Source organism: Streptomyces sp. NPDC047017, from assembly GCF_040644175.1.
Lineage (GTDB): Bacteria > Actinomycetota > Actinomycetes > Streptomycetales > Streptomycetaceae > Streptomyces.
Map to the genome: position 1 here is coordinate 455,460 of NZ_JBEYVW010000003.1, position 25,733 is coordinate 481,192.

Below are 25,733 nucleotides of genomic sequence, written 5' to 3' on the forward strand. Positions count from 1 at the left end.
CCACCCCTCACACCCGCTCACCCCCGCACATCACAGGCGTACGCCCGCCGGAACGGTCAGGTCCCGGTGCGTGTCGTGGAAGGTGTCGGCGGCCTCGATGGTGCGTACCCAGTCGTAGAACAGTTCCTTGGTGGACAGCGTCTCGATGCCCCGGTCCGACAGACGGCGCAGCCCCCGCTCGTGCGCCCGGCCCGGCGAGTAGGCGGCGTCCTCCACGACCGCCACCCGCTTGCCCGCGTGGTGCAGCTGGATCGCCGAGTGGGCGACGCAGATGTCCGTCTCGATACCGGCCAGGACCAAGGTGGTGCGGCCGGTCGCCTCGATGGCGGCGGCGATATCGGGGTTGTCCCACACGGCGAAGGCGTTCTTGGGCAGGGTGACCGCGCCGGCCGGCAGCGCGTCGCGGATCTCCCGCACGGTGTGCCCGCTGCCGTCGGGGTCCTCCTCGGTCACCACGACCGGGATGCCCAGACGGTCGGCCACCGACGTGATCCAGACGATGCGCCCCACCATCTCGTGGAACCGCTGCCGGTCCACGTCGAGCCGGTGCGGCGGGTAGAAGTCCTCCTGCACATCGATGATCACCAGCGCGCAGTCGTCCCGGTCGATCAGCGGCATCCTCGTCTCCTCTCGAATCCAGCGTCCCGCCACCCTAGGAACCGCGCCGCCCGCCGGAGTCGTCCGCACGTCCAAGCCGTCACCCGCGCGTTCGTACCGGACGACCAAGCATCCGGGGACGTGCCGTGCGTACGCTGCGGCCACGTTCATCGAGTCACCGGAGGCGTGCGTGAAGGCCGACAGGGAGCACTGGGCGAGCCGGCTCGCCGCGCTGGCCGCCGAGTCGCGGGTGCCGGGCGCGAGCCTGGCGTTCTGGCACGGCGGCCGGACGCACGCGTACGTCACCGGCGTGCTGAACTCCACCACCGGCGCCCCCGTGCGCACCGACTCCCTGTTCCAGATCGGGTCGGTCACCAAGGTCTGGACGGCGACCCAGATCATGCTGCTGGCCGAGCAGGGACGCGTCACCCTGGACACCCCCGTCACCGACGTGCTGCCCGGATTCCGGGTACGGGACGCCGAGGCGACGGCCGCCATCACACTGCGCCATCTGCTGACCCACACCTCGGGCATCGACGGCGACCTGTTCCTGGACACCGGCCGCGGCGACGACTGCCTGCGGCGGTACGTCGAGGCCTGCGCCGGCCTGGCCCAGACCTTCCCGGCCGGCGACTCGCACTCGTACTGCAACTCCGGCTTCGTCGTCGCGGGCCGTGTCGTCGAACAGCTCACCGGCCGGACCTGGGACCAGGCCCTGCGCGAGCAGCTCCTCGACCCCCTGGGCCTGACACACACCCACACACTGCCGGAGGACGTGCTGAGGTTCGGCGCGGCCGTGGGACACGACGACGACGGCGCCGCGGTGTCCACGTGGGGGCTGCCGCGGTCGGTCGGCCCCGCCGGACTGATCTGCGCCCGGGCCGCGGACGTGGTCGCCTTCGCCCGCGCCCACCTCACCCCCGGCACCCTCCTCGCCGACCCGGCGGCACTGCGGCAGCCCCAGGTCGACCTGCCCAACCCGTACGACGGCGGCCGGCAGTGGGGGATCGGCTGGAGCCTGGACGAGTGGGACGGGCGGCAGGTGGCCTCCCACACCGGGGACACCATCGGCCAGCACGCCGCCCTGTGGGTCCTGCCCGGCTCCGGGACCGTCGTCGCCCTGCTGGCCAACGGCGGCCACAGCGCCGAGTTCCAGCACCGCCTGGTCAGCGAACTCCTCCGGGAGCTGCACGGCCTGGAGGTCCCGGCGCCGCTCGCCCCGCCCGCCGAGCCCGTGACGGTGGACGTCGAACCCTTCACCGGCCGCTACGAGCGCGCGGGCAGCCGCATCCACGTGACCTCCCACGCGGGCCGGCTCCGGCTGCGTACGGAACCCACGGGCCTCCTCGCCGGACTCGCTCAGCCGCGGACGCTGGAGCTGACCGCCGTCGACGCCACCACCTTCGTGGGCCGCTCCGGCCGTGACGCCCAGTGGGACGCCGTGGTGTTCGAGAACCGCCCCGACGGCCGCTCCTTCCTCCACCACAGCGGCCGTGCCACCCCCAAGTCCCGCTGACGACCCCGATCGGAGCCCCGGAGCCCGTGCACAGACGCCCCACCGCCGACGAGCCGGCCGCCACCTTCCGGTCGGTCTTCGACGAGGCGCACGTCGAGGGCTTCCTCCACGCCCGCGACCTCGACACCGACCGCGAAGTGGCCTTCCGGGCCGACGAACCGGTCATCGTCGCCTCCCTGCGCAAGATCCCGGTCGCCCTCGCCTACGCCCGCGAGGCGGCCGCCGGACGACTGGACCGGGCCGCACGCCACACGATCACCGCCGACCACCGTGAAGGCGGCGGCACCGGCACCGACAGCTGCCTGCACGACGTCACGATGAGCACACGTGACCTGGCCTTCTTCATGCTGTCCATGAGCGACAACGCGGCCACCGACAAACTCATGGAGATCCTCGGCACCGACCGCGTCCGCGCCCTCGTCACCGAACTCGGCTGCCCCCGCCTGCCGGTCGGCCGCTACCACGACCTGTGGGACCCCGTCTGGGCGGAACTGGGCATCGACACCGACGCCGACATCGACGCCCAGCTGGAACAGGTCGGCGAGGAACGGCTCCGGGGCCTGGCCATGCTCGACCCCACGCGCTCCGCCTCCGGCACCCCGCGTCAGATCACCTCCCTGCTCACCGCGATCTGGCGTGACCGCGCGGGCCCGGCCGCGGCCTGCGCCGAGGTACGTGACCTGATGGGCCGGCAGCTGTCCACGCACCGCCTCGTCGCCGGCTTCGACGCCGATGTCCAGGTCGCGGCGAAGAACGGCTCCCTGTGGGGGGTCCTCAACGAGGCCGGCGTCGTCGAGTACCCCGACGGATGCCGCTACGCCGTGGCCGTCTTCCTGCGCACCCCGGCTCTGACCGGCCGCGACCCCGCCGCCGACGCCGCGATCGGCCGCGCGGCACGCACGGCGGTCGACCACCTCCGCCGACCGGGACCGGCCACCTCCCGGTGACCGGCCCTGGCACCACCCCGACCGGATCTGGCCCACCCCGTGACCGGAACCGGCACCACCCCGACCAGCGGCACCACCCCGACCGAGCCCGGCACCACCCCGACCGGACCCGGCACCACCCCGACCGGACCCGCCCCCCTGTGAGGAGACGACATGCCCGCAGCCGCCCCGCCCTCGGCCGAGACGCAGGTCCACGCCCAGCTCTCGCGCCTCTTCACGCAGGCCGCGGTCGAAGGGTTCGTCCACGCCCGTGACATCGACACGGGCGCCGAGTTCGGCCACGGCGCCGACTCGCGGGTCGTCCTCGCCTCGGTCTTCAAGATCCCGATCGCCCTCGAATACGCCCGCCAGGCCGCCGGCGGACGACTGGACCGGGCCGCGCGGCACACGGTGACGGCCCCCTACCGGTCCGGCGGCAGCGGCACCGACGGATGCGCCCACGACGTCGAGATGAGCGCCCGCGACCTCGCGTTCATGATGATGACGATCAGCGACAACGCCGCGACCGACCTGCTGCTGGACATCGTCGGCCCGGACCGGGTCCGCACGACCCTGGACGAACTCGGCTGCACCGGATTCGGTGTCTCCTCCTGCCGCGCCCTGGACGAGGACATCCGCCGTGAACTCGGGCTCGACCCCGGCCGGTCCCTCGACGACCAGCTCGCCGGCGTCCCGGCGGAGCGGCTGCTGACGCTCGGTGTCTGCGATCCCGGGCGCAGCCCGTCCAGCACCCCGCGCGAGGTGACCGCGCTGCTGGCCGCCATCTGGCGGGACGAGGCGGGTCCGGCGCCCGCGTGTGCCGAGGTGCGAGGCATCATGAGCCGACAGGTCTGGCAGCACCGCCTGGTCTCCGGGTTCCCCGGGGACGATGTGCGGATCGCCGGCAAGACGGGCACGGACTTCGCCGTCCGCAACGAGGCGGGCGTCGTCGAGTACCCCGACGGGAAGCGGTACGCCGTGGGCGTGTTCCTGCGGACCTCGTCCCCCGCCGACCGGCAGCCGCTCGCGGACCGCGCCATCGGCCGGGCCGCCCGGGCCGTCCTCGACCACCTGCGGTCCTGACGGCGCGGAACGCCACGCACACCACGCACAGACTCCTGCCGTACCCCACCCCCACCCACCTACCCTGCCGGCCCCGGACCGCGAGCGCGGTCCGGGGCCGCTGCACGCTCCGGGGCCGCTGCACGCTCCGGGCCGCCGCCCGCCAGGACGGCCGTGCCGCACAGCCCGCGCCCTCGCACTTCGGGCGTGGCGCCGAAACGCTCCCGTCGGCTTTGTCGTCCCGGCTGAATCATTTTCGGCCGCCAGTCGCGAATGTGGGGCGACCTTCCCGCCCCAAGGAGCCACCATGAAGAAAGCCCGAGCGGTTGCCGCCTGTCTCGCGGCGTCGCTGCTTGCCGCCGGCTGCGGCAGCGGCGGTCAGGCCGGGTCGGCCGGCGGCGACGCCTTCAGCCTCGCGATCAAGAGCGACCCCGGACTGCTCGACCCGGCCCTGGTGCAGAACACCACCACCTACACCGCTCTGTCGCTGGCCTACGACACCCTGGTGGACATCGGCTCCGACGGCCGTGTCGTCTCGGGGCTGGCCGACAAGTGGGACGTCAAGCCCTCCTCGGTCACCTTCACCCTGCGCCGCGACGCGGTGTGCGCGGACGGCAGCCCCGTCACCCCGAGCACCATCGCCGCCAACGTCGCCCACATCACCGACCCGGCCACCAAGTCGCCCGCGTACGGCGTCGTGGTGCCCGAGGGCCTGACCGCCCGGGCCGACGACGCCGCCGGCACCGTGACCCTGTCGACGCCCCAGCCGTTCGCGTTCATCCTGCAGAGCACCCGCTACCTGTTCATGGTGTGCGGCGCCGGGCTGAAGAACCGCTCCCTGCTCCGGAACGGCACCTCCGGCTCGGGTCCGTTCCGGCTCACCTCGGCCCGGCCGGACCAGAGCTACACCTTCACCCGCCGCAAGGACTACACCTGGGGCCCGGGCGGGGTCACGGCGGCGGACCCGGCCATGCCGGGCTCGGTCGTCCTCAAGGTCGTCGGCAGCGAGTCGACCGCCGCCAACCTGCTGCTCTCCCACCAGTTGAACGCCGCGCAGTTCGCCGGCCCGGACCGCGCCCGGGTGACCCATGTCCCCGGCCTCACGACCACCGTCCAGCCCAACGGCACCCAGGAGTTCTTCTTCCACCAAGGGCAGGGGCACCCCGGCCACGACCCCGCCGTCCGCACGGCCCTCCTCCAGGCCGTCGACCTGCACGCGCTCGGGGAGATCGCCACCGGCGGCACCGGAGTGCCGCCCACCGGCCTCGTCATGCCCCCGCGCCCCTGCCCCGGTGACACCGTCCGCGGGCACCTGCCCGCCTTCGACCCGCGCGCCGCCGCCGCGGCCCTCGAAGCGGCCGGATGGCACCGCTCCGGCGACGGCGTCCGCCGCAAGGACGGCCGGAGACTGACGATCCGGATGATCTACGGCACCTCCGCCGGGGAGACGATGGCGGCCGCGGCCGAATACCTGGCCGACGCCTGGAAGAAGGCCGGAGCGGACGTCCGGCTGCGCGCCCTGTCCGACGCCTCCTACAGCGAGGTCGAAGCCGTCACCCAGGACTGGGACGTGGACTGGGCCCCGCTCGGCGTCACCCTGCCCACGCAGCTCCTCGGCGCCCTCTCCGGCCCCTTCACCCCGGACGGCGGCAACTTCGCCCACCTCACCGACAGGAAGTACGAGCAGCTCACCGCCGCGGCGGACAAGCTCCCGGGCACCTCCGGCTGCGCGAAGTGGGCGCAGTCCGAGAGCGCGCTGTTCGACAGCGCCGACCTCGTCCCCGTGGTCGACAAGACCCTCACCACGGCCGCGCACGACGCCACCTTCCGCATCACGGCGGGGCTGCTGGACCCGACGTCGATCCGGATGACGGGAGCCGGGAAGTGACCACCATGACCGACACGCCCACGAACGCCCCCGCCCGGCCCGGGCGGTTCCGGCACCTGGCCCCGGCGGCCCGGCTGACCCCGCTGTTCCTCGCCCGGCACCTGCTGCGGCTGGCCGTCTCGCTCGCCGTGCTCGTCGTCGCGTCGTTCGCGATGATCCACCTCATCCCCGGCGACCCGCTGCGGCAGATGCTCGGCCCCACCGCCCCCAAGGCCCTCGTCGACGCCCGCCGCGCCCAACTCGGCCTGGACGACCCGCTGCCCGTGCAATTCGTCCACTACGTCCAGCACGTGTGCGGCGGCGACCTGGGCACGTCGTTCTTCTCCTCCCAGCCGGTGAGCGGCATCATCGCCCAGGGCCTGCCCAACACCCTGGCCCTCGCCGCACTCGCCACGCTCGTCGCCCTGGCCGCGGCGATCCCGCTGGGCATGTGGGCCGCCGTCCGCACCCACCAGGGCCGCCGACGCGCGGAGACGGCGTTCACCACCGTCACCGGGGCCGCCGTCGCCGTCCCCGAATACCTCTACGGCCTGGCGCTGCTGCTCGTGTTCGCCCTCGGCGCGGGCCTGCTGCCGCCGGCCGGCCTGACCGGCCCCGCCTCCTACGTGCTGCCCGTCACCGCCCTGGCGATCGCCCCCACGGCGATGATCGCCCGGCTCGCCCGGGTGGAGACCCTGCGCGAACTCGGCACCGACTACATGCGCCTGGCCCACGCCAAACGGCTGCCGGCCTGGCGGCTGTACGCGGTGCACCTGCTGCCCAACACCCTCACCGCGACCCTGACCATGGGCGGCCTGCTGCTCGGCGGCCTGATCACCGGCAGCGTGCTCGTGGAGAACGTCTTCGCCTGGCCCGGCCTCGGCCAGCGGACGGTCGAGGCCATCACGCAGAAGGACTATCCCGTCGCCCAGGCCATGATCCTCGTCTACGGCGGCCTCGTCCTCGTCATCAACTTCCTCGTCGACGTACTCCTCGGCGTCCTCGACCCCCAGTCCGCCCTGTCCGCCCCGTCCCGCCAGGAGGGCTGATGCGCCGCCCGCTGCGACACCCCGCCGGTCCGCTGCGAAACCCCACCGGCCTGCTGAGCGCCGCCCTGATCGCCGTCTTGGTCCTGCTCGCGCTCGTCGGCCCGCCGCTGTGGGGCGGGTCCGCCGCCCGCGTCGACCCGGGCCGGATCAACCAGGGCGCCTCGGCCGCGCATCTGCTCGGCACCGACGCCCTCGGGCGCGACCTGCTCGCCCGGACCCTGGTCGCCACCCGCCTCACCCTGGGCCTGGCCCTCCTGGCCACCGCGATCGGCACCGTGGGCGGAGTCCTGCTCGGCGCGCTGCCCGCCCTCCTGCCGCGCGGCACCGGGCGCGCGGTCGTCGCCGCCGTCGACATCCTCGTCGCCTTCCCCGCCCTGCTGCTGGCGATGTTCACCGCCGTCGTCGCGGGACTCGGCGCGCAGGGCGCGGTCCTCGGCATCGGTGTGGCCCTCGCGCCGACCTTCGCCCGCCTCACCCACACCCTGACCGCGTCCATCGCGGGCGCCGACTACATCGCCGCCGCCCGTATGCTGCGCGTGCCCCGCCACCGCGTCCTCGTCCGGCACATCCTGCCCAACATCGCCGAACCCCTCATCCTCAACACCGCGCAGTCCATGGGCACCGCCCTGCTCGGCCTGTCCGCGATGTCCTTCCTCGGCATGGGCGTCCAGGCACCGTCCTACGACTGGGGACGGCTGCTGAACGAAGCCTTCGGGCACGTCTACGTCACCCCCTCGGCCGTGGTCGCGCCCGCCACGGCGGTCGCCCTGGCCGGACTCGCCTTCATGCTGCTGGGCGACGCCTTCGCCAAGGCCGCCGCCGGCCCCGGCACCCCGGCGGGCCGGACCACCGTCCCCGCGACGGCACCGGCGCAGGCCCCTCCCGCGCCGGGCGCCGTCCTCGAAGTGCGGGACCTGACCGTCGCGTTCCCCGGCGGCGTCACCCCCGTACGCCAGGTGTCGCTGACCGTGCGCGAGGGGGAGATCGTCGGACTGGTCGGTGAATCGGGCAGCGGCAAGAGCATGACCGCCGCGGCGATCGGGCAGATCGTGCCCCACCCCGGCCTGGTGGGCAGCGCCCGCACCCGGCTGTGCGGTGTCGAACTGGACGGCCTCAAGGGCGCCGAACGGCGCAAGCTGCTCGGCTCGTCCCTGGCCATGGTCTTCCAGGACCCCACGTCCTCCCTGAACCCGGCCCTGCGGGTCGGCGGCCAGCTCGCCGAGGTCGCCACCCTGCACGACGGCGCCACCCGCGCCGAGGCACGCGCCCGCGCCGTGGAACGCCTCGGTCGCGTCCACATCAAGGAGCCCGCACGCGTCGTCCGGCAGTACCCGCACGAACTGTCCGGCGGCATGCGCCAGCGTGCCGTCATCGCCATGGGCCTGATGGGCGCACCCCGCCTGATCATCGCGGACGAGCCCACCACCGCCCTCGACGTCACCGTCCAGCGCGAAGTGATCCGCGTGCTGCGCGAAGTCGTCGACGACACCCGGGCCGGCGCCCTGTTCATCTCCCACGACATCGCCGTCGTCAGCGAACTGTGCGACCGGATCGCCGTGATGTACGCCGGCCGTGTCGTCGAGGAACTCCCCGCCGACGCCCTCCGCGCGGCCCGGCACCCCTACACCCGGGCGCTGATCGGCTCGCTCCCCGACATGGACACCGACCGCTCCCGGCCGCTCACCACCATCCCCGGCCGCCAGCCCTCCCCGGGCGATGTCGGGGCGGGCTGCGCGTTCGCCGACCGGTGCGCGCTGGCCACCCCCCGTTGCACCACCCGCCCCGAACTCCGCACCACCGGCACCGGACACGCGGTGGCCTGCTGGGAGGCACCGTGAACATCAGCGACGTGACCGTACGGTTCGGCTCCTTCACCGCCGTCGACGGCGTCAGCCTGGAGGTGCCCGCGGGCCGGGTCACCGGCCTGGTCGGAGAATCCGGCTCGGGCAAGTCCACCCTCGCCCGCGCCGCCGCCGGCCTCACCCCGTACCGGGGCACCGTCTCCGGGGTGGAACCCGGACGGGTCCAGATGGTCTTCCAGGACCCGTACTCCTCGCTCAACCCCCGCATGACCCTCGGTGACGCCATCGCCGAAGGCACGCGCGTACCACGCCCGCGGCGACCGGCCGAGGTCGCCCGGCTGCTCGAACTCGTCTCCCTGCCCTCCTCCTACGCGGCCAAGTACCCCCGCGAGCTGTCCGGCGGCCAGCGCCAGCGCGTCGCCGTCGCTCGGGCGCTGGCCGCCCGCCCGGAGGTGCTCATCGCCGACGAGATCACCTCCGCCCTCGACGTCTGCGTGCAGGGCGCCGTGCTCAACCTCCTGCGCGACCTGCGCGCCGAACTCGGCCTGACCATGCTGTTCATCTCGCACAACCTCGCCGTCGTGCGCTACGTCTGCGACGCTGTCGCGGTGATGCGCCACGGGCGGCTGGTGGAGTCCGGCCCCGTCGAGGAGGTGATCACCACCCCGCAACACGCGTACACCCGCGCCCTGCTGGCCGCCGTCCCACGCCTGGCACACACCTGACAGGGCCGCCCGCCTCCCGCTCCCTCCTCCCCTTCTCCCGAAAGGCCCGCCGTGTCCCTGGAACTGCACCGCCGCGCCGTCGTCGCCGACGCCCACAACGACCTCCTCATGGCCGTCTCCGCCCGGCCCGCCGAGCGCTGGGGCGGCTTCTTCCGGGACCGCTGGCTGCCCCAACTGCGCGAAGGGGGCATCGACATCCAGGTCCTGCCGGTGTTCATCGACGACCAGTACCGCCCCGAAGGAGCGCTGCGACAGACCCTCCGCATGATCGAATGCGCCCACGTCCTCGCCGAGGACAACGCCGACCACGTCGCCCTGTGCAGGGACGGCGGCGACATCGACGCCGCCCTCGCGGACGACAAGATCGCGCTTGTCCTCGCCCTGGAGAGCGCGCCCGGGATCGACGCCTGCGTCGAACTGTTCTCCACCCTCTTCCGCCTCGGCGTACGGATCGCCTCCATCGCCCACTGGGGGCGCACCCCGCTCGCCGACGGCAGCCGCGAGGACGCCACCGGCAGCCGGCTGACCGCACCCGGTGTCCGGGCGCTGCGGGAGATGGAACGCCTGGGCATGCTCTTCGACATCTCCCACCTCGGGGCGAGCGGCGTCGCCCATGTCCTGGAACTCGCCACCCGGCCGCTGATCGCCACCCACTCCTGCGCCCGCGCCCTGCGCGACCACCACCGCAACCTCACCGACGACCAGATCCGCGGCGTGGCCGCCACCGGCGGCGTGGTCTGCGTGAACTTCGTACCCGACTTCCTCACCGACGACCGGGCGAAGGTGAGCGCCGACCTGATCGCCGACCACGTCGAACACCTCGCGTCCGTGGCCGGGATCGACCACGTCGGCCTCGGCTCGGACTTCGTCCGCGAGGTCATGGCGGACGTCACCCCGCCCTGCTGCGAGAACCTCGACGACGAGGACCCCCTGTTCGACTTCCCCGGCCTGGAAGGCCCGGCCGGCCTGCCCCTGGTCACCGAGGCACTGGTCCGCCGGGGGCTGCCCGAGCAGGACATCGTGAAGGTCCTGGGCGGGAACGTGCGACGGCTGATGAGCAAGTACATGGGCTGACGCCCGCTCATCCTCATGGCCGGAGCGCCCGGACCGGCCGGTGGGGCCGGTGGGCCGTACGGGCCACCGGGGACCGGCAAAGACCCGGCGTTCGGACCCCGGGACGAATCAGCCGCTCCGTTCGGTCACCGCGCCACCAACCCGCCCGCGCCCCGCGTGCCTAACGTGGCGGTCAGCTCACCTGGAGATCTGGAGGACGCGCCCGTGCCGCAAGATCATCAACCTGCCTCCGCGCCGGCGGACGACACGACGGCCCTCGACGCCATGCTCGCCGACCTGGAAGAACTCGTGACCTGCGAGTCCTTCTCAGCCGACCACGCGGCCGTGGCCCGCAGCGGCCGGGTCGTCGCCGAACAGGGCCGCCGCCTGCTCGGCACCCCGCCCCGCACGCTGGACATCGGGGGCGTCACCCATGTGCGGTGGACCTTCGGGACGCCCCGCGTCCTGCTCCTCGGCCATCACGACACCGTCTGGCCGATCGGCTCCCTGAAAACCCATCCGTGGTCGGTGGAACAGGGAGTCGCCCGCGGCCCCGGCGTCTTCGACATGAAGGCCGGACTGGTCCAGCTGTTCCACGCGCTGGCCTCGCTGCCCTCCCTCGACGGCCTGTGCGTCCTCGTCACCGGCGACGAGGAGACCGGCTCGGACACCTCGCGGCAGCTCATCGAGGACCTCGCACGCCAGTGCTCGGCCACCCTCGTCCTGGAGCCCTCGGCACCCGGCGGAGCGCTGAAGACCAGCCGCAAGGGCGTGTCCCTCTACGACATCACCGTCCACGGCCGTGCCGCCCACTCCGGGCTCGAACCGGAGAAGGGCGTCAACGCGGCCACCGAACTCGCCCACCAACTCCTCGCCCTGCAAACCGTCGCCGGCACCGTCACCGCCTCCACCGGACCCGGGACGACCGTCACCCCCACCCTGATGTCGGCGGGCACGGCGAGCAACACCGTACCCGCGCGAGCCGAGTTGAGCGTCGACGTCCGGGTGCCCACCGCCGGCGCGCAGGAAGCCGTCGACCAACTCGTCCGGTCCCTGCGGCCGCACCTGCCCGGTGCCCGCCTGGAGATCGACGGCGGCCCCAACCGCCCGCCCCTGGACGCCGCCGCCTCCCAGCGCCTGTTCGCCCTCGCCGCCGAACAGGCCGACCGGCTCGGGATGGGCCCGCTGACCCAGGCGGCCGTCGGCGGCGCCTCCGACGGCAACTACACCGCCGGGGCGGGCTGCCCCACGCTCGACGGCCTCGGCGCGGTCGGCGACGGCGCCCACGCCGACCACGAACACGTCCTCACCGCCACCCTGCCGGCCCGCGCCCGGCTGCTGGCCCACCTCGTCGGAGCACTGCGATGAACGCACCCGCCGTCCGCGAACTCCACACCATGAAGGACTTCGACACCGTCGCCCTCCTCTACGCCGGCATCTGGGGGACCGAACCCCGCAACACCCCCCTCTCCGCCGAGATCATGCGGGCGCTGGCGCACGCTGGCAACTACGTCGCCGGGGCCTACGAGGAGGACCGGCTCGTGGGGGCGTCCGTCGGCTTCTTCGGCGCCCCCGTCGGCACCTGCCTCCACTCGCACATCACCGGCGCCGTCATGGGCCGCGGCGTGGGCCTCGCCCTCAAGCTGCACCAGCGGCAGTGGGCGCTCGCCCGCGGTCTGCGCCGCATCACCTGGACCTACGACCCGCTCATCCGCCGCAACGCCTACTTCAACCTCGTCAAGCTCGGCGCCCGCCCCGAGGAGTACCTGCCCGCCTTCTACGGCGCCATGGACGACGCCATCAACGGCGGCGACGAGTCCGACCGCGTCCTGACCGCCTGGGACCTCACCGCAGCCGCCCCGCCCCGCCCGCCCGAGCCGCGCGCACTGCCCGCCGGGGCCGTCCACGGCCTGCGCGACCAGGACGGCCGGCCCGTGACCGGGACGACCGACGCCGAGACCGTACTCATCGACCTCCCCGACGACATCGAGGCCCTGCGCCGCACGGACCCCGCGGCGGCACAGGCCTGGCGGCTGGCCCTGCGCCACACCCTCGGCGGTCTGCTGGCCGAAGGCGCCCGCGTCACCGGCTTCCACGAACGCCGCCGCTACGTCGTCCAGCGCACCGCCCCTCTCGCCTGACCATCCCGCCCGCCAAGGAGCCGCCCACCATGAAGATCAAGATCTCCGGCGTCGAGCTGCGCCGGATCGCCATGCCCCTCGTCGCCCCCTTCCGCACCTCCTTCGGCGTGGAGACCAGCCGCGACGTGCTGCTGGTCCGCGTCGTCACCTCCGAGGGCGAGGGCTGGGCCGAATGCGCCGCCATGTCCGAGCCCCGGTACTGCTCCGAGTACGTCGACGGCGCACAGGACGTCCTGCGCAGGTTCCTCATCCCCGCCCTGCCCCGGGACGGCGTCGACGCGGACACGGTGGGCCGCCTCCTGAAGCCCTTCACCGGCCACCACATGGCGAAGGCGGCCCTGGAGACCGCCGTGCTCGACGCCCAGCTCCGCGCCTCGGGAGAGTCCTTCGGCTCCTACCTGGGCGCCGCCCGGGACCGGGTGCCCTGCGGTGTGTCGGTCGGCATCATGGGCTCCGTCCCCGAACTCCTCGACGCCGTCGAGGGATACGTCGCCGAGGGGTACGTCCGGATCAAGCTGAAGATCGAGCCGGGCTGGGACGTCGAGCCGGTACGCGCCGTCCGCGAGCGCTTCGGTGACGACCTGCTCCTTCAGGTCGACGCCAACGCCGCCTACACCCTCGTGGACGCCCGGCACCTCGCCAGGCTCGACGACTTCGGCCTGCTCCTGATCGAACAGCCCCTGGGCAACGACGACATGGTCCAGCACACCCGGCTCGCCGAACTGCTGCGCACCCCGATCTGCCTGGACGAGTCCATCGAGTCCGCCGCCGACGCCGCGGCGGCCATCTCGCTCGGCGCCTGCTCGGTCATCAACATCAAGCCGGCCCGGGTCGGCGGCTACCTCGAAGCCCGCCGCATCCACGACCTCGCCCGCGCCCACGGCATCCCCGTCTGGTGCGGCGGCATGCTGGAAACCGGCATCGGCCGCGCCGCCAACGTCGCCCTCGCCGCCCTGCCCGGCTTCACCCTCCCCGGCGACACCTCGGGCTCGAAGCGCTATTTCGCCACCGACATCACCGAGCCGTTCGTCCTCGCCGACGGCCACCTCGACGTCCCCACCGGCCCCGGCCTCGGCGTCGAGCCACTGCCCGGCCTGCTCGCGGACGTCACCACGTCGACCGAGTGGACCGCGCTGTAGGAGAAGCTGTAGGAGAACCGGACGCGTCAACTCCGCGACGGCCGATTCACCCGGGACAAGTGTGAGCGTCGGACGCGTGAGCGGGGGCTTCCGGCCAGGACGGGAGGGGGGAGGGGAGCGCCGCGAGACGGGTGCGGCGGGAGCGGTGCGGCGCCGGGGGAGCGGCGAGCCGCGCGGCGGGCGACGACCGGAGACCGGTTCCGCAAACCCGCGGGGCGAAGTTGGCTCACCCCGCACAGGGGCGACTTTACGCAGTCATGGTGACGCGGTGCGCTACCGCTGCCGCCCGGCTCCGTCACGGCGCACACCCGTGCGGCCGGCCGGGGGCGCGTTTCAGCAGCGTAGACGCGAGGGGACACACCATGGCCACACCTCCTGCCGCCCCGCTCCGGGTCGCCCTGAGCAACGGCAGCTTCGAAGAGCCCACCGTCACGGGCTACGAGATCCTGCCGGACGCCTCGCAGACCCAGGCGCCCCAACGGGTCCCGGGCTGGCTCACCACCGCCGCCGACCACATGATCGAGTTGTGGCACACCGGATTCAACGGCGTACGGGCGGCCGACGGCGTCCAGTTCGCCGAACTCAACGCCAATCTGGTCTCCACGCTCTACCAGGACCTGCCGACCACCCCCGGCACCAAGCTGTACTGGAAGCTGTACCACCGCGGCCGGCTGGGTGACGACACCATGGCGCTCGACATCGGCGCGCCGGGCTCCGTCGTGGAGCAGCGGCGCTTCACCGACGGCAACACCGCCTGGGGCTACTACACCGGGACCTACACCGTCCCGGCGGGCCAGACCCGGACGCGCTTCGCCTTCCGCTCCATCTCCGCCGCAGGCGGCAACCAGGGCATCGGCAACTTCCTCGACGGCATCTTCTTCGGCACCGCACCCCACGTGGCACTGGTCAAGACGGCCGTTCCCGCCGGGCCGCTGGAGGTGGGCGACGTCATCACGTACCGCGTCAACGCCAGGAACGAGGGCGGTGGCGCGGCTGAGCGCCTCGTCCTGACCGACGCCGTCCCGCGGGGCACGACGTTCCTGCCCGGCTCGCTGCGGATCGTCGACGGACCCAACGCCGGGGCGAAGACCGACGCACGGGGTGACGACCAGGCGTACTACGACGCCGGCGCGGACAAGGTCGTCTTCCATCTCGGCGACGAGGCCTCCGGCGCGGACGGGGGCCGCCTCCCCAGCATTGAGACCCTCCCGGCGGGGACCACGGTCGAGTACCGCGTCGTCATCGACCGGGCCAGTGGCGGCAAGCAGATCCGCAACACCGCGACCGCCACCTACGAGAACCGGCTCGGTGACACGCCGGAACCGCTGACGGCGACCTCCGGTGAAGAGGTCACGCAGGTCAAGCCGGCCGCCGACCTGGCTGTGACGAAGGCCGCCGACGCCACCACCGTCACCGTCGGCCAGACCGTGACCTACCGCGTCACCGTCCGCAACCTCGGCCCGAACGACGCCACCGGAGTCACCGTCACCGACCGGCTCCCCGACGGGCTCGCCTTCCTGTCCGCCCAGGGCACTCCCGGACACTACGACCCGGGCACCGGGCGGTGGACCGTCGGCGCCCTGGCCGACGGCGCCACCGCCACCCTGGTCCTGCGGGCCAAGGCCACCGGGACCGGCCTGATCAGCAACACCGCCACCGCCACCGGCAACGAGAAGGACCCGGACCCCACCGACGACACCGACACCGTCACCGTCTGCGCCGAACCCGCCCCCTCCTGCTGCGACCCCTGCTCCACCCGGACATAGCCCGGCCCGGACATAGCCCGGCGGCCGTCCGGTCCCTCCCGGGCCCGGCAGGGCGGTGCGTCCCGGTTCCGTATGGTGGGGTGCGCAACTGCTGGGTGACCGAGGGGGGCGCGTGCCGCTACACAAGGACGACCCGCGATCCGTCGGCGGCTACAAGCTGCTCGACCGGCTCGGCGCCGGCGGCATGGGCATGGTCTACCGGGGCAGAGCGCGTTCCGGACGCGAGGTCGCCGTCAAGGTGGTGCACGCCGAATACGCCCAGGACCCCGTCTTCCGGGCCCGGTTCCGGCACGAGGTCGAGGCCGCCCGCCGGGTGAGCGGCGCGTTCACCGCCGCCGTGGTGGACGCCGACCCGGACGCGGACGCGCCCTGGATGGCCACCCAGTACGTGCCCGGCCCGTCGCTCGCCGCCCGCGTCCGCGACCAGGGCCCGCTGCGCATGACCGAGCTGCGGCCGCTGGCACTGGGCCTGGCGGAGGCGCTGCGGGACATCCACCGGGCCGGGGTGGTGCACCGCGACCTGAAGCCGGCCAACGTGCTGCTGGCCGAGGACGGCCCCCGCGTCATCGACTTCGGCATCTCCCGGGCGGCCGCGAGCTACCACACCCTCACCGAGACCGGGCAGGTCATCGGCACCCCGCCCTTCATGTCCCCGGAGCAGTTCGCCGACGCCCGCTCGGTCGGCCCGGCCTCGGACGTCTTCTCGCTCGGCGCGCTGCTGGTGTACTGCGTCACCGGACACGGCCCCTTCGACGCCGACAGCCCCTACCTGACCGGCTACCGGGTGGTCCACCACCCGCCCGCCCTCGACGGGCTCACCGCGCCCGTGCGCGAGGTGCTGGAGCGCTGCCTGGCCAAGGAACCCGCCGAGCGGCCCGGACCGGACGAACTGGCCCGGGAGTTCGCCAGGGTCCTGCCGGAGCCGTCGCCGGGCGACCCCGAGACGATGACGCTGCGGCTGCCCTCCGCGCGGCCCGCCGTCCCGTCCCTGGCCGGCACCCGGCCCCCCGCCCGCCGCCCTCGGCGGCGCGCACCGCGCACGCTGCTGGCCGTCTCCGGCGTACTGGCCGCGGCCCTGAGCGGCTATCTGCTCCTGGGCCTGCGCGGCGACGACCACCCGGCGCGCGCCGGCTCCACGACGATGTCCGGCCACCAGGCCGCGCTCCCCACCGGCTGGAAGCCGTGGCAGACGACCGCCGCCGCGGTCGCGGAGAAGGGCGTGCAGCAGGCGCCCGGGTACGAGGGGGACCGGGCGCCGGCCTGCGTACCGGACGGCGACGCCCTCTACTGCGCCGGCAGCGCCCTCCTCCCGGAACGGATCGACGCCACCACCGGACGCACCTTGTGGCGCTCCGGCGTCGCGCCCGCCGGCGTCCCGGCCGACCGGTACGTCACGACGCTGCTCGGCACCTACGAGGGCGTGGTGCTCGTGGAGCTGACGGTCACCGGGGAGGACGGCAGGGGACAGGCGCAGTCCGTCCTCGCGCTCGACGGGGCGAGCGGCACGAAGATCTGGTCCCACCCGGTGCGCACCGACAGCCTGGGCTCGGCCTACGCCGCCGGTGTGACGCTGACCCAGGAGGGTGACGGCCGCGCGGTGACCGTCCGCTCGGCGCGCGACGGCAGCGTACGCCGGGCGATCCCCGCACCCGCCGGGTACGACTGCTCGCCGCTGGCCGCCGACGACCGCCCGTACGTGGAGTGCATGACCCAGGCGGAGGGCTCGCACCGGACGAAGTTCCTCGTCGTCGACCCGGCCGACGGCACCGCGCGCACCTTGACGTCCCCCGCCCAGTCGCGCAGCTTCGTCGGTGTCCAGGACGGACGGCTCGTCTTCGTCGAGTCGGACGACCGCCCCATCACCAACAGCCCCGACCTGATCTACACCCGGATCGTGCGCGTCGACCCGGGCACCGGCGAGCGCGCGCTGACGCCGCTGCCCGAGCGGTACCGGGGAGGCATCCCGACCCTGGCCCGCGGCACGCTGTACTTCGCCACCTCCAGCGGTCTGGTCACAGCCGTCTCGCCGGTGACGGGAGCCCGGCTGTGGCAGAGTCACACGACCCTGGAGACGCCGGGCCAGGCATCGGTGGACCCGAGCGGGCACACCGTGTACCTGGCCGCGGGGAGCGGCCGGGTGGCCGCTCTCGACACGGCTCACGGCACCCTGCTGTGGGAATCGGCGGCGCGCGCGGAAGTGCTGAACAGCGGGCTGCTGCCCACCGTGTGGTTCTACAAGGGCGCCCTGGTCCTCGCGGCCTCCGACGGCACCCTCTTCACGCTCGACCCGGCGCACCCCGAGCGGAAACCCGTCCCGTCGCAGTGACCCGGCGCGGTGGCCACGGCCACCGCGCCGCACGGCAACGCGACTTGTCGTCGTCCTCACCAGGACGTCAACTGCCGTCAATCCCACCCGACTTCTTGTGAAGCGGCGCGCCGTGGCCTAGGTTGAGCGACCAGTTAAACGCTGACGCAATCTCACTTAACTCCCCGGTTAAGCAAGGTCGCGGCCCGGCGCACCGGTCATCACCCCCACCCCGAGGAGCGCACTCATGCGCAGGAGCCCCACTCACGTCCGCCGACTGGCGGCCGGCCTGCTGGCCGGCGCCCTCGCGTCCACCGCCCTGGTCCTCGGCTCGTCGCCCGCCCACGCCGCGCACGCACCCCTCACGGCCCCCGGCGCCCCGACCCAGCTCCGGGAGGTCTTCTCACCCGACGGCTCCATACGCACCGCCCGGGTCCCCGTCGCGCCGCAGGCCGCGCCGGACGCCCGCACCGAGCGAGCCGCCGAGGCGGCCACGGTGGAGCCGGTGGAGGTGAACGGCCCCAGCAGCGGCAAGCTCGATCTGGTCTTCGTCGGCGACGGCTACACCGCCGCCCAGCTGGACACCTACCGCCGCGACGTCCGTTCCAAGGTGGCCGAGCTGTTCGCCGTCGAGCCGTACAAGAGCTACCGCTCGCTGTTCAACATCTGGCAGGTCGACGTCGTCTCCCGGGAGTCCGGGGTGGACGACGATCCGACCCAGGGCGTACGCCGCGACACCGCCCTGGACATGAACTACTACTGCGGCGGCCTGGACCGGCTGCTGTGCGTGGACGAGGCCAAGGCCCAGCAGTACGCCGCCCAGGCCCCGCAGGCGGACCAGGTCATCGCCCTCGCGAACAGCTCCACCTACGGCGGCGCCGGCGGCACGGTGGCCACCGCGGCCGGCGGCAACGCGCGGTCCGGGCAGATCGCCGTCCACGAACTCGGCCACTCCCTGGGCGGCCTGGCCGACGAGTACGACAGCCCGGGCGCCCACCAGGGCGGCGAGGAACCCGAGCCGAACGTGTCCGTCTATCCGCGGGCCACCATGTCCGCGTACCGGCTCAAGTGGTACCGCTGGCTCGGGCAGCCGACCCCCGACGGCGGGACGGTCGGCACCTACGAGGGCGCCAAGTACGCGGCCACCGGCATCTACCGGCCCAGCCAGAACTCGATCATGCGCACGCTGGGCCGCGAGTTCAACGCCCCCAGCCGCGAAGCGATGATCGCCGCCTTCTACCGCAAGGCCGGACTCGCCGCCCAAACACCCGCCACACGGGACGCCTTCGGCATCTGGCGCTTCGGCGTCACCGCGCAGCAGCCCGCCGGCGGCAGCCGGGTGACCGTGCGGTGGCGGGTCGACGGCCACCGCGTCCCGGCCACCGGTCTCCGCCTCGGCATCCCGGCCGCCCTGCTCGCCGGGAAGGCCCCTCACCACGTCACCGCCACGGTGACCGACGAGACCCCGTGGGTCCGCGACCCCGAACTGCGCTCCCGCTACCTGACCAGCACGCTGGAATGGACGCTGCGCCCGTGACCAGGCACGCGGGCGGGTGTGCCGTGGCTCGCGCCGACGGCACACCCGCACCTGTGCTCTCTCCGTGTTCTCCTTCGTGCTCTCTCCTTCGTGCTCCTCTTCGCTTCTCCGCCGTCTAGCGGCGGTCGCGGCCAGGACCGTCGATGTCGTCGCGCCGGCCCTCGCGCATGTCCTCGCGCATGTCCTCACGCGCGTCCTCGGCCTGGCCCTCGATGCGCTCCTTGCGGACGCGGCCACGCACCCGCTCCTCGGTGGTCTGCTCCTCGGTGGTCAGCCTGACCCGCTCCACCGGCACGGCCTCGGTCTGCGCCACCGGGCGCTCCTCGTGCAGGATCACCTCGTGCTCGGCCTCGGTGATGTCGGGCCCGGACAGGGCCGCCTCGCGGTTGGCGTCCGTGATCGGCTCGCGCTCGACCCGCACCTCCTCGTGGCGCACCGGGACGACCTGCTCCACGTCCTCGGTGATGACGTACTTGCGCAGCCGGGCACGGCCCGCCTCGTGGCGCTCCACTCCCACGCGCAGCTCTTCCTCCGAGCGCGTCATGGCGTCGTCGCGGGCCGCTGCGGGCCGCTCACCGGCACGTGCCCGGGCGCCCGCTCCGGCCGCGCCGCGGTCCGTCGCGCGTCCGGTGGTGTCGGTGTCGGCCGTGGTCCGCCCGGTGATGCCCGTGCCGGCCGTGGTCCGTCCTGGGCCGGTGCGGCCCGCCGTACCGGCAGCCGCACCCGCGGCTCCCGCTGTCCCGGCCGCTCCGGCCGCTCCGGTCGTCCGGCCCCGCTCGCCGCGGCCACCGCTGTCGTGCGGGCCTTCCTCCCAGCTCAGGCCGTAGTAGTCGTACAGCTGGTGCTCCTCCGGCTCGGAGAGATGGCCACCGGAGTCGATGTCGATGTGCGGCGCGCCCTTGATCTTGTCCTTGCGGTACGGCACCTCCAGGTGATCTTCCACCAGCGAGGCCTCCCGGGTCGGCACGAACGACTCGCTGGTGCCGAACAGGCCCGTCTTCACCGTCACCCACTCCGGCAGCCCGGTCACATCGTCCAGGTAGACGTGCTTGGCATCACCGATCTTGTGACCGTCGCCGTCGTGGACCGCGTGGTCCAGAACGCTCGGGATCTGCTTCCTGGTGATCATATTCCGTCACCTTTCTTCCGGAGTCTCCCTGGCTGGGTGAACCGGTATGAAAGCGACTAAACGACCACGTTTGTGCCAGTGGCTTCAGCTGGGCATGGACACGCGGCCGGCGGCAGTGAGGGCGGGGATCAGTTCCGCGACCCGTTCCAGCTGGTCGCGCTGGGAGCGCAGGCCCACGGCCCCGAGCCGGACGACGAAGTGCCGGACACCGGCGGCCGCGTACCGCGCCGGCTGTTCGAGCACTCGGTCCGCGGGACCGCCGACGACGGCCTGCACCTTCTCCAGCTCCGCCGGCGGCATGCCGTACGTGGCGTGCGCGTACGCGTCGAGTGCGCGCCGTCCGCTCTCCGGGTCGTCGTCGACGCGTACCGAGACGAACAGCGCGGGCGTGACGTCGTCGGCCGCGCGTCCGGCGCCGTCCGCCGCCGCGCGGACCCCGGCGCAGGCCGCACGCGTAGTCCGCGGGATCCGGCGGATAGGGCAGCCGGCCGTCGTACAGCCGTCCGGTGCGGACCAGGGCCGCCGGGGTCGCGCCACCGAGCCAGACAGGCGGCCCGCCGGTCCTGGCCGGCCTGGTCGTGGGCGGGATGTGGTCGAAGCGGAGGATCTCGCCGTGGAAGGAATCGGCCCCGCGCCACAGGGCTCGCCACAGCGCGACCGTCTCGTCAAGGCGGGCGAAGCGCCTCTCCCACGGCACCTCGGACAACCGGTGGAGGGGCTGTCCGAACCGGCCCGGGAAGCCCGCGCCGACGGCCACCGTGAGCCGCCCGCCGGACAGCAGGTCGATCGACGCCGGCGACTGCGCGGCCTGGACCGGCCGGCGCAGTAAGGGCAGCAGCGCGGCCGTGCCCAGCCGCACGGAACCGGTCGCCGGAGCGAGCGCGGCCAGCATCGTGAGGGCCTCGACACGCGGGCCGATCAGGGAGTCGTTGACGAACAGCGAGGAGAGACCCGAGCGTTCGGCGTGGCGGCCGAGAGCGACCAGCTCGCGGGGGTCGTCGGCCGGGTCCCACTGCGCGGCTCCGGTCGGAAGCAGTACACCGATGTCCATGCCGTGATGTCCACCGCCGATGAGAGCGGCCTCAATTCCCCGCGGGGAATGGCCCGGCGGCCGCCGTCGCCGGTACAACAGGCCGGTGGACTTCCCCCGTGCGCTTCGCGACCGCCGTACCCGCCGCCGTCTCAGCCGGCTCGACCTGGCGCTGCGCGCGGGCACCACCCAACGCCACCTCAGCTTCATCGAGTCCGGCCGGTCCGCGCCCGGCCGCAACATGGTCGTACGCCTGGCCGAATCTCTGGAACTGCCGTTGCGTGAACGCAACGAACCGCTGCTGGCCGCCGGGTACGCGCCCGGCTACCCCGAGAGGGCCCTGGACGACCCGGCGCTGGCCCCGGTGCGCACGGCGATCGACCACATCCTGCGCGGTCACCTGCCGTATCCGGCGATCGTCGTGGACCGGGCCGGCGATCTGGGCGCCGCGAACACGGCGTTCGACGTGATCACCGAGGGCGCGGCCGCCGAACTGACGGGCCCCGGCACGAACGTCTACCGCCTGGCGCTGCACCCGACGGCCTGGCTCCCCGGATCCGCGATCTCGCGGAGTGGGCACGCCACATCCTGGCCGGCCTCGGCCACCTGGAGGAACTGCGCACCGAACTCGCCCGGTACGTGCCCGCGTGGGAGCCGTCCGACGGGCAGCTGGGCTTCGCGGTACCGCTGCGCCTGCTGTCCGCCCATGGCGAGCTGCGCCTGATGACGACGGTGACCACCTTCGCCACCGCCGTCGACGTGACACTCGCCGAACTGAGACTGGAGGCGTTCCTGCCGGCCGACCCGGCGACGGCCGTCGCGCTCACGGCAGCCGCCGGCCGTCACACCGCGGGACGTCCAGCCTGAGCACGGGTGTTCGTATCCGAGCACCTCGGCGGCGGTCCCTCGAAATTCAAGGGCATTGGCGGGAGGAGGCCGGGTACCTGATGGGGGAACGACCGCACGAGCACAACCCCAGGAGGGTTCTCATGGGCAAGCTGGGCGACATGGCGGACAAGGCCAAGGCGATGGCCAAGGGCCACCCGGACCAGGCCGACAAGGGCGTGGAACGCGCCGAGAAGCTGGTCGACGAGCGTACCGGCGACAAGTACGACGCACAGACCGACAAGGCCGCCGACGCGGTGCGCCGTTCCTACGGCGGCGGACAGCAGCAGGGCCAGTAGCGGCCCCTCTTTCCCCTACGGCCTCCCGACCCACGGTCGGGAGGCCGTTCGGTGTACGGGCGGTGGGCGCGGGCCGGACGGGATGACGTCCGGTCACCCGCGCGCAAGCCGATGGCCGCCGTGGCTCAGGCGGCGAAGCCGTCGATGGCCGCGCGGAGGTCGTCTCCCGTGAGGCCGCGCTGCATCTCGCTGAGGGTTCCCGCCATGGCGGGCAGGGCGCGCTGCTGGCCGGAGAGGATCACGCTCACGTGTTCCGCGTCCGGGACGAGGAGCATCGCCGCGCGGAAGCCGGGCAGCCGCCCGTTGAGATACAGCTGCCCCGAGGGGCCGACGGCCCAGCCCAGCCCGTAGGACATCGGGTCGTCGGGCAGGGTGCGGGGCTTGCGGACCTCCGCCAGGAGTGCCCGGTCCGCGAGCAGTTCCTGACCGAGCACCAGCAGATCCGGGACGCAGGACCACAGGCCGCCGCTGGGGCGCCGTGTCCGCGGATAGGGGAGCGGAGCCACTTCCTCGGTGCCGTCCCGGCCGGTGAGGGCGTCGGCCGGGGGAGCGAAGCCGGTCCGGTCGAGCCGCCAGGGGGCGAGCAGCTCGTCCCGCAGCACCTGCTCGTACGGGACGCCGCCGAGGGTGGCGAGAAGGGCCCCGGCCAGGAAGTAGTTGCCGTTGTAGTAGGACCAGCGTGCGCCGGGGGCGCGGGCGTTACCGGCGCGCACCACGAGCCGGGCCGCTTCCGTGAGCGCGTCGGGCCCCTCCCCGAGAGCGGCCGCGGTGGCCGAGTCCACGGTCTCGTGCAGTCCCGAGACCTGGCCGAGGATCTGCTCGACGGTGAGGCCCGTGTCGGCCCGCCAGTCGGGGGCGAGTTCCGGCAGCAGTTCGACGGCGGGTGTGCCCAGCGCGATGCCGCGCGCCCGCAGCATCCGTACCAGGGCGGCGCAGGTGAACACCTTCGTCAGCGAGGCGATGCGGAAACGGGTCTGCCCGGTGGCGTCGCCCGGCCCGCCGGTGGCCACGCTCGTCCGTCCCGCACGGGAGAGCCCCACCGTCACCGAGCCGGGGCCGGTGACGCGGGCCAACTCGTCGGCCAGCGCCCGGAGATCCGGCCAGGCCGTCTTCACCGGCCCACACTCCCGTCGATCTGCTCCCGGAGGATGTCCGCGTGGCCGGCGTGCCGCGCCGTCTCCTCGATCATGTGCACCAGGATCCAGCGCAGGGAAGGGGGCGGCGTCTCACGGAGCGAACGCGCGCCCGGCCGGTCCAGGTCGTCGCAGGCGTCGATGACCGCGTCGCTCTCCTCGATCGCCTCGGCGTAGGCCGCCAGCAGGGCTTCGGCCGTCTCGTCGTCGGCGAGCGGGACGTCGTCGTCATGCAGGGGCGCCGAGGCGCCGCCGTAGGCCCACACGAACCAGTTGTGCTCCACCGCCGTCAGGTGCTTGACCAGGCGCAGAACGCTGGTGCCCGAGGTCACCCCGGGGGTGCGCAGCGCGTCCTCGGCCGCCCCGGTCGCCTTGGCGGCGACAGCGTTCCTGAGATAGCCGAGGAAAGCCACCAGTGTCGTCTTCTCGTCGGCGTTCAGGCCCGGGGGCCGCAGATCGCCACGCGGTGCGCTGTCGATCACTCACCTGTCCTTTCGTCCGTTCCGGTCGTGGCCGTCGTGGCCGTCGTGGCCGTCGTGCCGTCGGTGCCGGCCAGCCACGTCATGACCACCTGCATGCCGGACGCCCAGTGACGCTGCGTCAGCGTCGCCGCCAGCTCCCCGTCACCGGCGGTGAGCGCCGCGAGGATCTCCCGGTGCTCGGTGTCGGCGTGGGCGCGCTCCGGGGCGTGGTGCATGTAGGCGATCTCATAACGGGAGAGGCTGTTGCGCAACTGCCCGGTGAGCGCCGCGAGACGGCCGTTGCCGCAAAGGCCGACGAGGGCCTCGTGGTAGCGGGTGTCCAGGCCGCGTCGCCGTACGGGGTCCTCGCACCGTTCCAGTTCGCGGAGGCAGCCGGTCAGCCGCTCGACGACCGCGTCCGCCGGCGGGTGCGCGACCGACCGCAGGGCCAGCGCCTCCAGAGTGCCGAGGACCGGGTACAGCTCGCCGCACTCGCGGGTGGTGATCGGTCTGACCACGAAGCCCCGGGCGAGCGCGGAGTCCACCACCCCCTCGGCCTGGAGGCGCAGCAGGGCCTCCCGGACAGGAGTGCGGGAGACGCCGAGGGCGCGGCTGAGGGAGGCCTCGGTGAGCGCGGCGCCCGGTGCGAAGTGGCCGGTGGCGACCAGCTCGACGATCCGGGCGTAGACGCTCTCCCGCAGAGGCTCGGCGCGGGGGATGGGACCGGGCGGGACGGTACCGGGCTGGGCGGTGGCGGGCGTGGTCATGACCTGTAAGGGCTCTCGTCCCGGTGGCGGAGTTCGAATTCCGAGCGCGTGCACAGGCTTCGCGCGTCGGTCATGCGGTCGACGGCGAGACGACCGTCGAGATGGTCGATCTCGTGCTGCAGCAGCTCGCCCAGCTCTCCGTCCGCCCGCAGGGTGTGGGACCGGCCGTCGGGCGAACGGTAGTCCACCTCGATCCAGGTGTGGCGGCGCACGGTGCAGAAGAAGTCGAGGGAGAAGCTGAGGCAGCCGTCCCACACCTCCCACGTCGTCTCGGAGCGGTGGGTGATACGGGGGTTGACCAGCGTCCACGGCCGCTCCAGCCGGCAGTGCACCATCCGCACACCGGCGCCGACCTGCGGTGCCGCGATCCCGCGCCCGTAGCCGGTGCGCGCTCTCCAGTCCGCGAGGGTGTCGTCCAGGTCCGTGATCAGCTCCATGGCCTCGGGTCCGAGGGGCAGCGGCAGTTCTTCGGCGGGGGAGCGGAGCGCGGGGTGTCCGAGTTGCAGCGTCGGCCGTATCGTCACACTGAATATCGTATACGATA

General features: G+C 73.4%; 22 protein-coding genes and 1 pseudogene. 16 read left to right on the forward strand and 7 right to left on the reverse strand.

Going from position 1 to position 25,733, the window contains the following annotated elements; all coding sequences use genetic code 11:
- Positions 1-30: 30 nt before the first annotated feature.
- The gene (locus tag ABZ858_RS07415; RefSeq protein WP_361373658.1) at positions 31-618 is read right to left on the reverse strand and encodes an isochorismatase family protein; all 588 of its coding nucleotides are present in this window, start codon (positions 616-618) and stop codon (positions 31-33) included.
- Positions 619-787: 169 nt separating this feature from the next.
- Here ABZ858_RS07415 and ABZ858_RS07420 point away from each other — a divergent pair, with 169 nt between their 5' ends.
- From ABZ858_RS07420 to ABZ858_RS07485, 14 genes are all read left to right on the forward strand, one after another.
- A complete protein-coding gene (locus tag ABZ858_RS07420; RefSeq protein ID WP_361373660.1) occupies positions 788-2,113 on the forward strand; it encodes a serine hydrolase domain-containing protein in 1,326 nt (441 codons plus the stop codon).
- 26 nt (positions 2,114-2,139) lie between these two features.
- Positions 2,140-3,060, forward strand: a complete 921-nt coding sequence (locus ABZ858_RS07425; protein ID WP_361373662.1) for a serine hydrolase — start codon at positions 2,140-2,142, stop codon at positions 3,058-3,060.
- Between the two features lie 153 nt (positions 3,061-3,213).
- On the forward strand, positions 3,214-4,122 hold the full coding sequence (locus ABZ858_RS07430; protein ID WP_361373664.1) for a serine hydrolase: 909 nt from the start codon (positions 3,214-3,216) through the stop codon (positions 4,120-4,122).
- Between the two features lie 286 nt (positions 4,123-4,408).
- Entirely contained in the window at positions 4,409-5,989 is a 1,581-nt protein-coding gene (locus tag ABZ858_RS07435; protein WP_361373666.1) for an ABC transporter substrate-binding protein, read from the forward strand.
- 5 nt (positions 5,990-5,994) lie between these two features.
- Positions 5,995-7,017: an ABC transporter permease gene (locus ABZ858_RS07440; RefSeq protein ID WP_361373734.1), complete on the forward strand. Its 1,023-nt coding sequence runs from the start codon at positions 5,995-5,997 to the stop codon at positions 7,015-7,017.
- Positions 7,017-8,855, forward strand: coding sequence for a dipeptide/oligopeptide/nickel ABC transporter permease/ATP-binding protein (locus tag ABZ858_RS07445; RefSeq protein ID WP_361373668.1), 1,839 nt, complete (start codon positions 7,017-7,019; stop codon positions 8,853-8,855). Before ABZ858_RS07440 ends, ABZ858_RS07445 begins: the two co-directional genes overlap by 1 nt.
- Positions 8,852-9,544: an ATP-binding cassette domain-containing protein gene (locus ABZ858_RS07450; RefSeq protein WP_361373670.1), complete on the forward strand. Its 693-nt coding sequence runs from the start codon at positions 8,852-8,854 to the stop codon at positions 9,542-9,544. Before ABZ858_RS07445 ends, ABZ858_RS07450 begins: the two co-directional genes overlap by 4 nt.
- Before the next feature lie 51 nt (positions 9,545-9,595).
- On the forward strand, positions 9,596-10,618 hold the full coding sequence (locus ABZ858_RS07455; RefSeq protein ID WP_361373672.1) for a membrane dipeptidase: 1,023 nt from the start codon (positions 9,596-9,598) through the stop codon (positions 10,616-10,618).
- 264 nt (positions 10,619-10,882) lie between these two features.
- Positions 10,883-11,965 (forward strand): M20 family metallopeptidase, encoded by a 1,083-nt coding sequence (locus ABZ858_RS07460; protein ID WP_361373735.1) that lies wholly within the window; start codon positions 10,883-10,885, stop codon positions 11,963-11,965.
- Positions 11,962-12,738, forward strand: a complete 777-nt coding sequence (locus ABZ858_RS07465; RefSeq protein WP_361373674.1) for a GNAT family N-acetyltransferase — start codon at positions 11,962-11,964, stop codon at positions 12,736-12,738. Before ABZ858_RS07460 ends, ABZ858_RS07465 begins: the two co-directional genes overlap by 4 nt.
- Positions 12,739-12,767: 29 nt before the next feature.
- Positions 12,768-13,877, forward strand: coding sequence for an o-succinylbenzoate synthase (gene menC / locus ABZ858_RS07470; RefSeq protein ID WP_361373676.1), 1,110 nt, complete (start codon positions 12,768-12,770; stop codon positions 13,875-13,877).
- A gap of 362 nt (positions 13,878-14,239) precedes the next feature.
- Entirely contained in the window at positions 14,240-15,643 is a 1,404-nt protein-coding gene (locus ABZ858_RS07475; RefSeq protein ID WP_361373678.1) for a hypothetical protein, read from the forward strand.
- A gap of 112 nt (positions 15,644-15,755) precedes the next feature.
- Complete coding sequence (locus tag ABZ858_RS07480; protein ID WP_361373680.1) at positions 15,756-17,969, forward strand: protein kinase; 2,214 nt, start codon at positions 15,756-15,758, stop codon at positions 17,967-17,969.
- A 226-nt stretch (positions 17,970-18,195) separates the two neighbouring features.
- On the forward strand, positions 18,196-19,485 hold the full coding sequence (locus ABZ858_RS07485) for a M64 family metallopeptidase (protein WP_361373682.1): 1,290 nt from the start codon (positions 18,196-18,198) through the stop codon (positions 19,483-19,485).
- A gap of 115 nt (positions 19,486-19,600) precedes the next feature.
- Here the strand turns inward: ABZ858_RS07485 and ABZ858_RS07490 are convergent, their stop codons facing one another.
- Positions 19,601-20,614 carry a YsnF/AvaK domain-containing protein gene (locus ABZ858_RS07490; protein WP_361373684.1) on the reverse strand — a complete coding sequence of 338 codons (1,014 nt, stop codon included), beginning with the start codon at positions 20,612-20,614 and terminating at the stop codon, positions 19,601-19,603.
- Positions 20,541-21,854 (reverse strand): LLM class flavin-dependent oxidoreductase, encoded by a 1,314-nt coding sequence (locus ABZ858_RS07495; RefSeq protein WP_361373686.1) that lies wholly within the window; start codon positions 21,852-21,854, stop codon positions 20,541-20,543. Before ABZ858_RS07495 ends, ABZ858_RS07490 begins: the two co-directional genes overlap by 74 nt.
- Between ABZ858_RS07495 and ABZ858_RS07500 the strand changes: the two are divergent.
- Both ABZ858_RS07500 and ABZ858_RS07505 read left to right on the forward strand, forming a co-directional pair.
- Positions 21,751-22,511 (forward strand): annotated as a pseudogene (locus ABZ858_RS07500) (helix-turn-helix domain-containing protein). The gene ABZ858_RS07495 and the pseudogene ABZ858_RS07500 overlap by 104 nt on opposite strands.
- 122 nt (positions 22,512-22,633) lie before the next feature.
- A complete protein-coding gene (locus ABZ858_RS07505; RefSeq protein ID WP_361373736.1) occupies positions 22,634-22,828 on the forward strand; it encodes an antitoxin in 195 nt (64 codons plus the stop codon).
- Positions 22,829-22,953: 125 nt separating this feature from the next.
- On the opposite strand, the gene ABZ858_RS07510 is transcribed toward ABZ858_RS07505, so the two are convergent.
- From ABZ858_RS07510 to ABZ858_RS07525, 4 genes are read right to left on the reverse strand one after another with little or no spacing between them, the layout of a single operon-like run.
- A complete protein-coding gene (locus tag ABZ858_RS07510) occupies positions 22,954-23,943 on the reverse strand; it encodes a serine hydrolase domain-containing protein (protein WP_361373688.1) in 990 nt (329 codons plus the stop codon).
- Positions 23,940-24,443, reverse strand: a complete 504-nt coding sequence (locus ABZ858_RS07515; protein WP_361373690.1) for a DinB family protein — start codon at positions 24,441-24,443, stop codon at positions 23,940-23,942. The genes ABZ858_RS07510 and ABZ858_RS07515 overlap by 4 nt, the downstream gene beginning before the upstream one ends.
- Positions 24,440-25,189 carry a GntR family transcriptional regulator gene (locus ABZ858_RS07520; RefSeq protein ID WP_361373692.1) on the reverse strand — a complete coding sequence of 250 codons (750 nt, stop codon included), beginning with the start codon at positions 25,187-25,189 and terminating at the stop codon, positions 24,440-24,442. Before ABZ858_RS07520 ends, ABZ858_RS07515 begins: the two co-directional genes overlap by 4 nt.
- On the reverse strand, positions 25,186-25,713 hold the full coding sequence (locus ABZ858_RS07525) for a peptide deformylase (RefSeq protein WP_361373694.1): 528 nt from the start codon (positions 25,711-25,713) through the stop codon (positions 25,186-25,188). The genes ABZ858_RS07520 and ABZ858_RS07525 overlap by 4 nt, the downstream gene beginning before the upstream one ends.
- Between the last annotated feature and the right edge of the window lie 20 nt (positions 25,714-25,733).

Coding starts and splice junctions, on each gene's coding strand:
- ABZ858_RS07415 (WP_361373658.1), bottom strand. CDS start 618: ATGCCGCTGATCGACCGGGACGACTGCGCGCTGGTGATCATCGATGTG.
- ABZ858_RS07485 (WP_361373682.1), top strand. CDS start 18,196: ATGCGCAGGAGCCCCACTCACGTCCGCCGACTGGCGGCCGGCCTGCTG.
- menC (WP_361373676.1), top strand. CDS start 12,768: ATGAAGATCAAGATCTCCGGCGTCGAGCTGCGCCGGATCGCCATGCCC.
- ABZ858_RS07495 (WP_361373686.1), bottom strand. CDS start 21,854: ATGAAGCTGAGGTGGCGTTGGGTGGTGCCCGCGCGCAGCGCCAGGTCG.
- ABZ858_RS07430 (WP_361373664.1), top strand. CDS start 3,214: ATGCCCGCAGCCGCCCCGCCCTCGGCCGAGACGCAGGTCCACGCCCAG.
- ABZ858_RS07505 (WP_361373736.1), top strand. CDS start 22,634: ATGGGCAAGCTGGGCGACATGGCGGACAAGGCCAAGGCGATGGCCAAG.
- ABZ858_RS07440 (WP_361373734.1), top strand. CDS start 5,995: ATGACCGACACGCCCACGAACGCCCCCGCCCGGCCCGGGCGGTTCCGG.
- ABZ858_RS07520 (WP_361373692.1), bottom strand. CDS start 25,189: ATGACCACGCCCGCCACCGCCCAGCCCGGTACCGTCCCGCCCGGTCCC.
- ABZ858_RS07465 (WP_361373674.1), top strand. CDS start 11,962: ATGAACGCACCCGCCGTCCGCGAACTCCACACCATGAAGGACTTCGAC.
- ABZ858_RS07475 (WP_361373678.1), top strand. CDS start 14,240: ATGGCCACACCTCCTGCCGCCCCGCTCCGGGTCGCCCTGAGCAACGGC.
- ABZ858_RS07490 (WP_361373684.1), bottom strand. CDS start 20,614: ATGATCACCAGGAAGCAGATCCCGAGCGTTCTGGACCACGCGGTCCAC.
- ABZ858_RS07445 (WP_361373668.1), top strand. CDS start 7,017: ATGCGCCGCCCGCTGCGACACCCCGCCGGTCCGCTGCGAAACCCCACC.
- ABZ858_RS07460 (WP_361373735.1), top strand. CDS start 10,883: ATGCTCGCCGACCTGGAAGAACTCGTGACCTGCGAGTCCTTCTCAGCC.
- ABZ858_RS07435 (WP_361373666.1), top strand. CDS start 4,409: ATGAAGAAAGCCCGAGCGGTTGCCGCCTGTCTCGCGGCGTCGCTGCTT.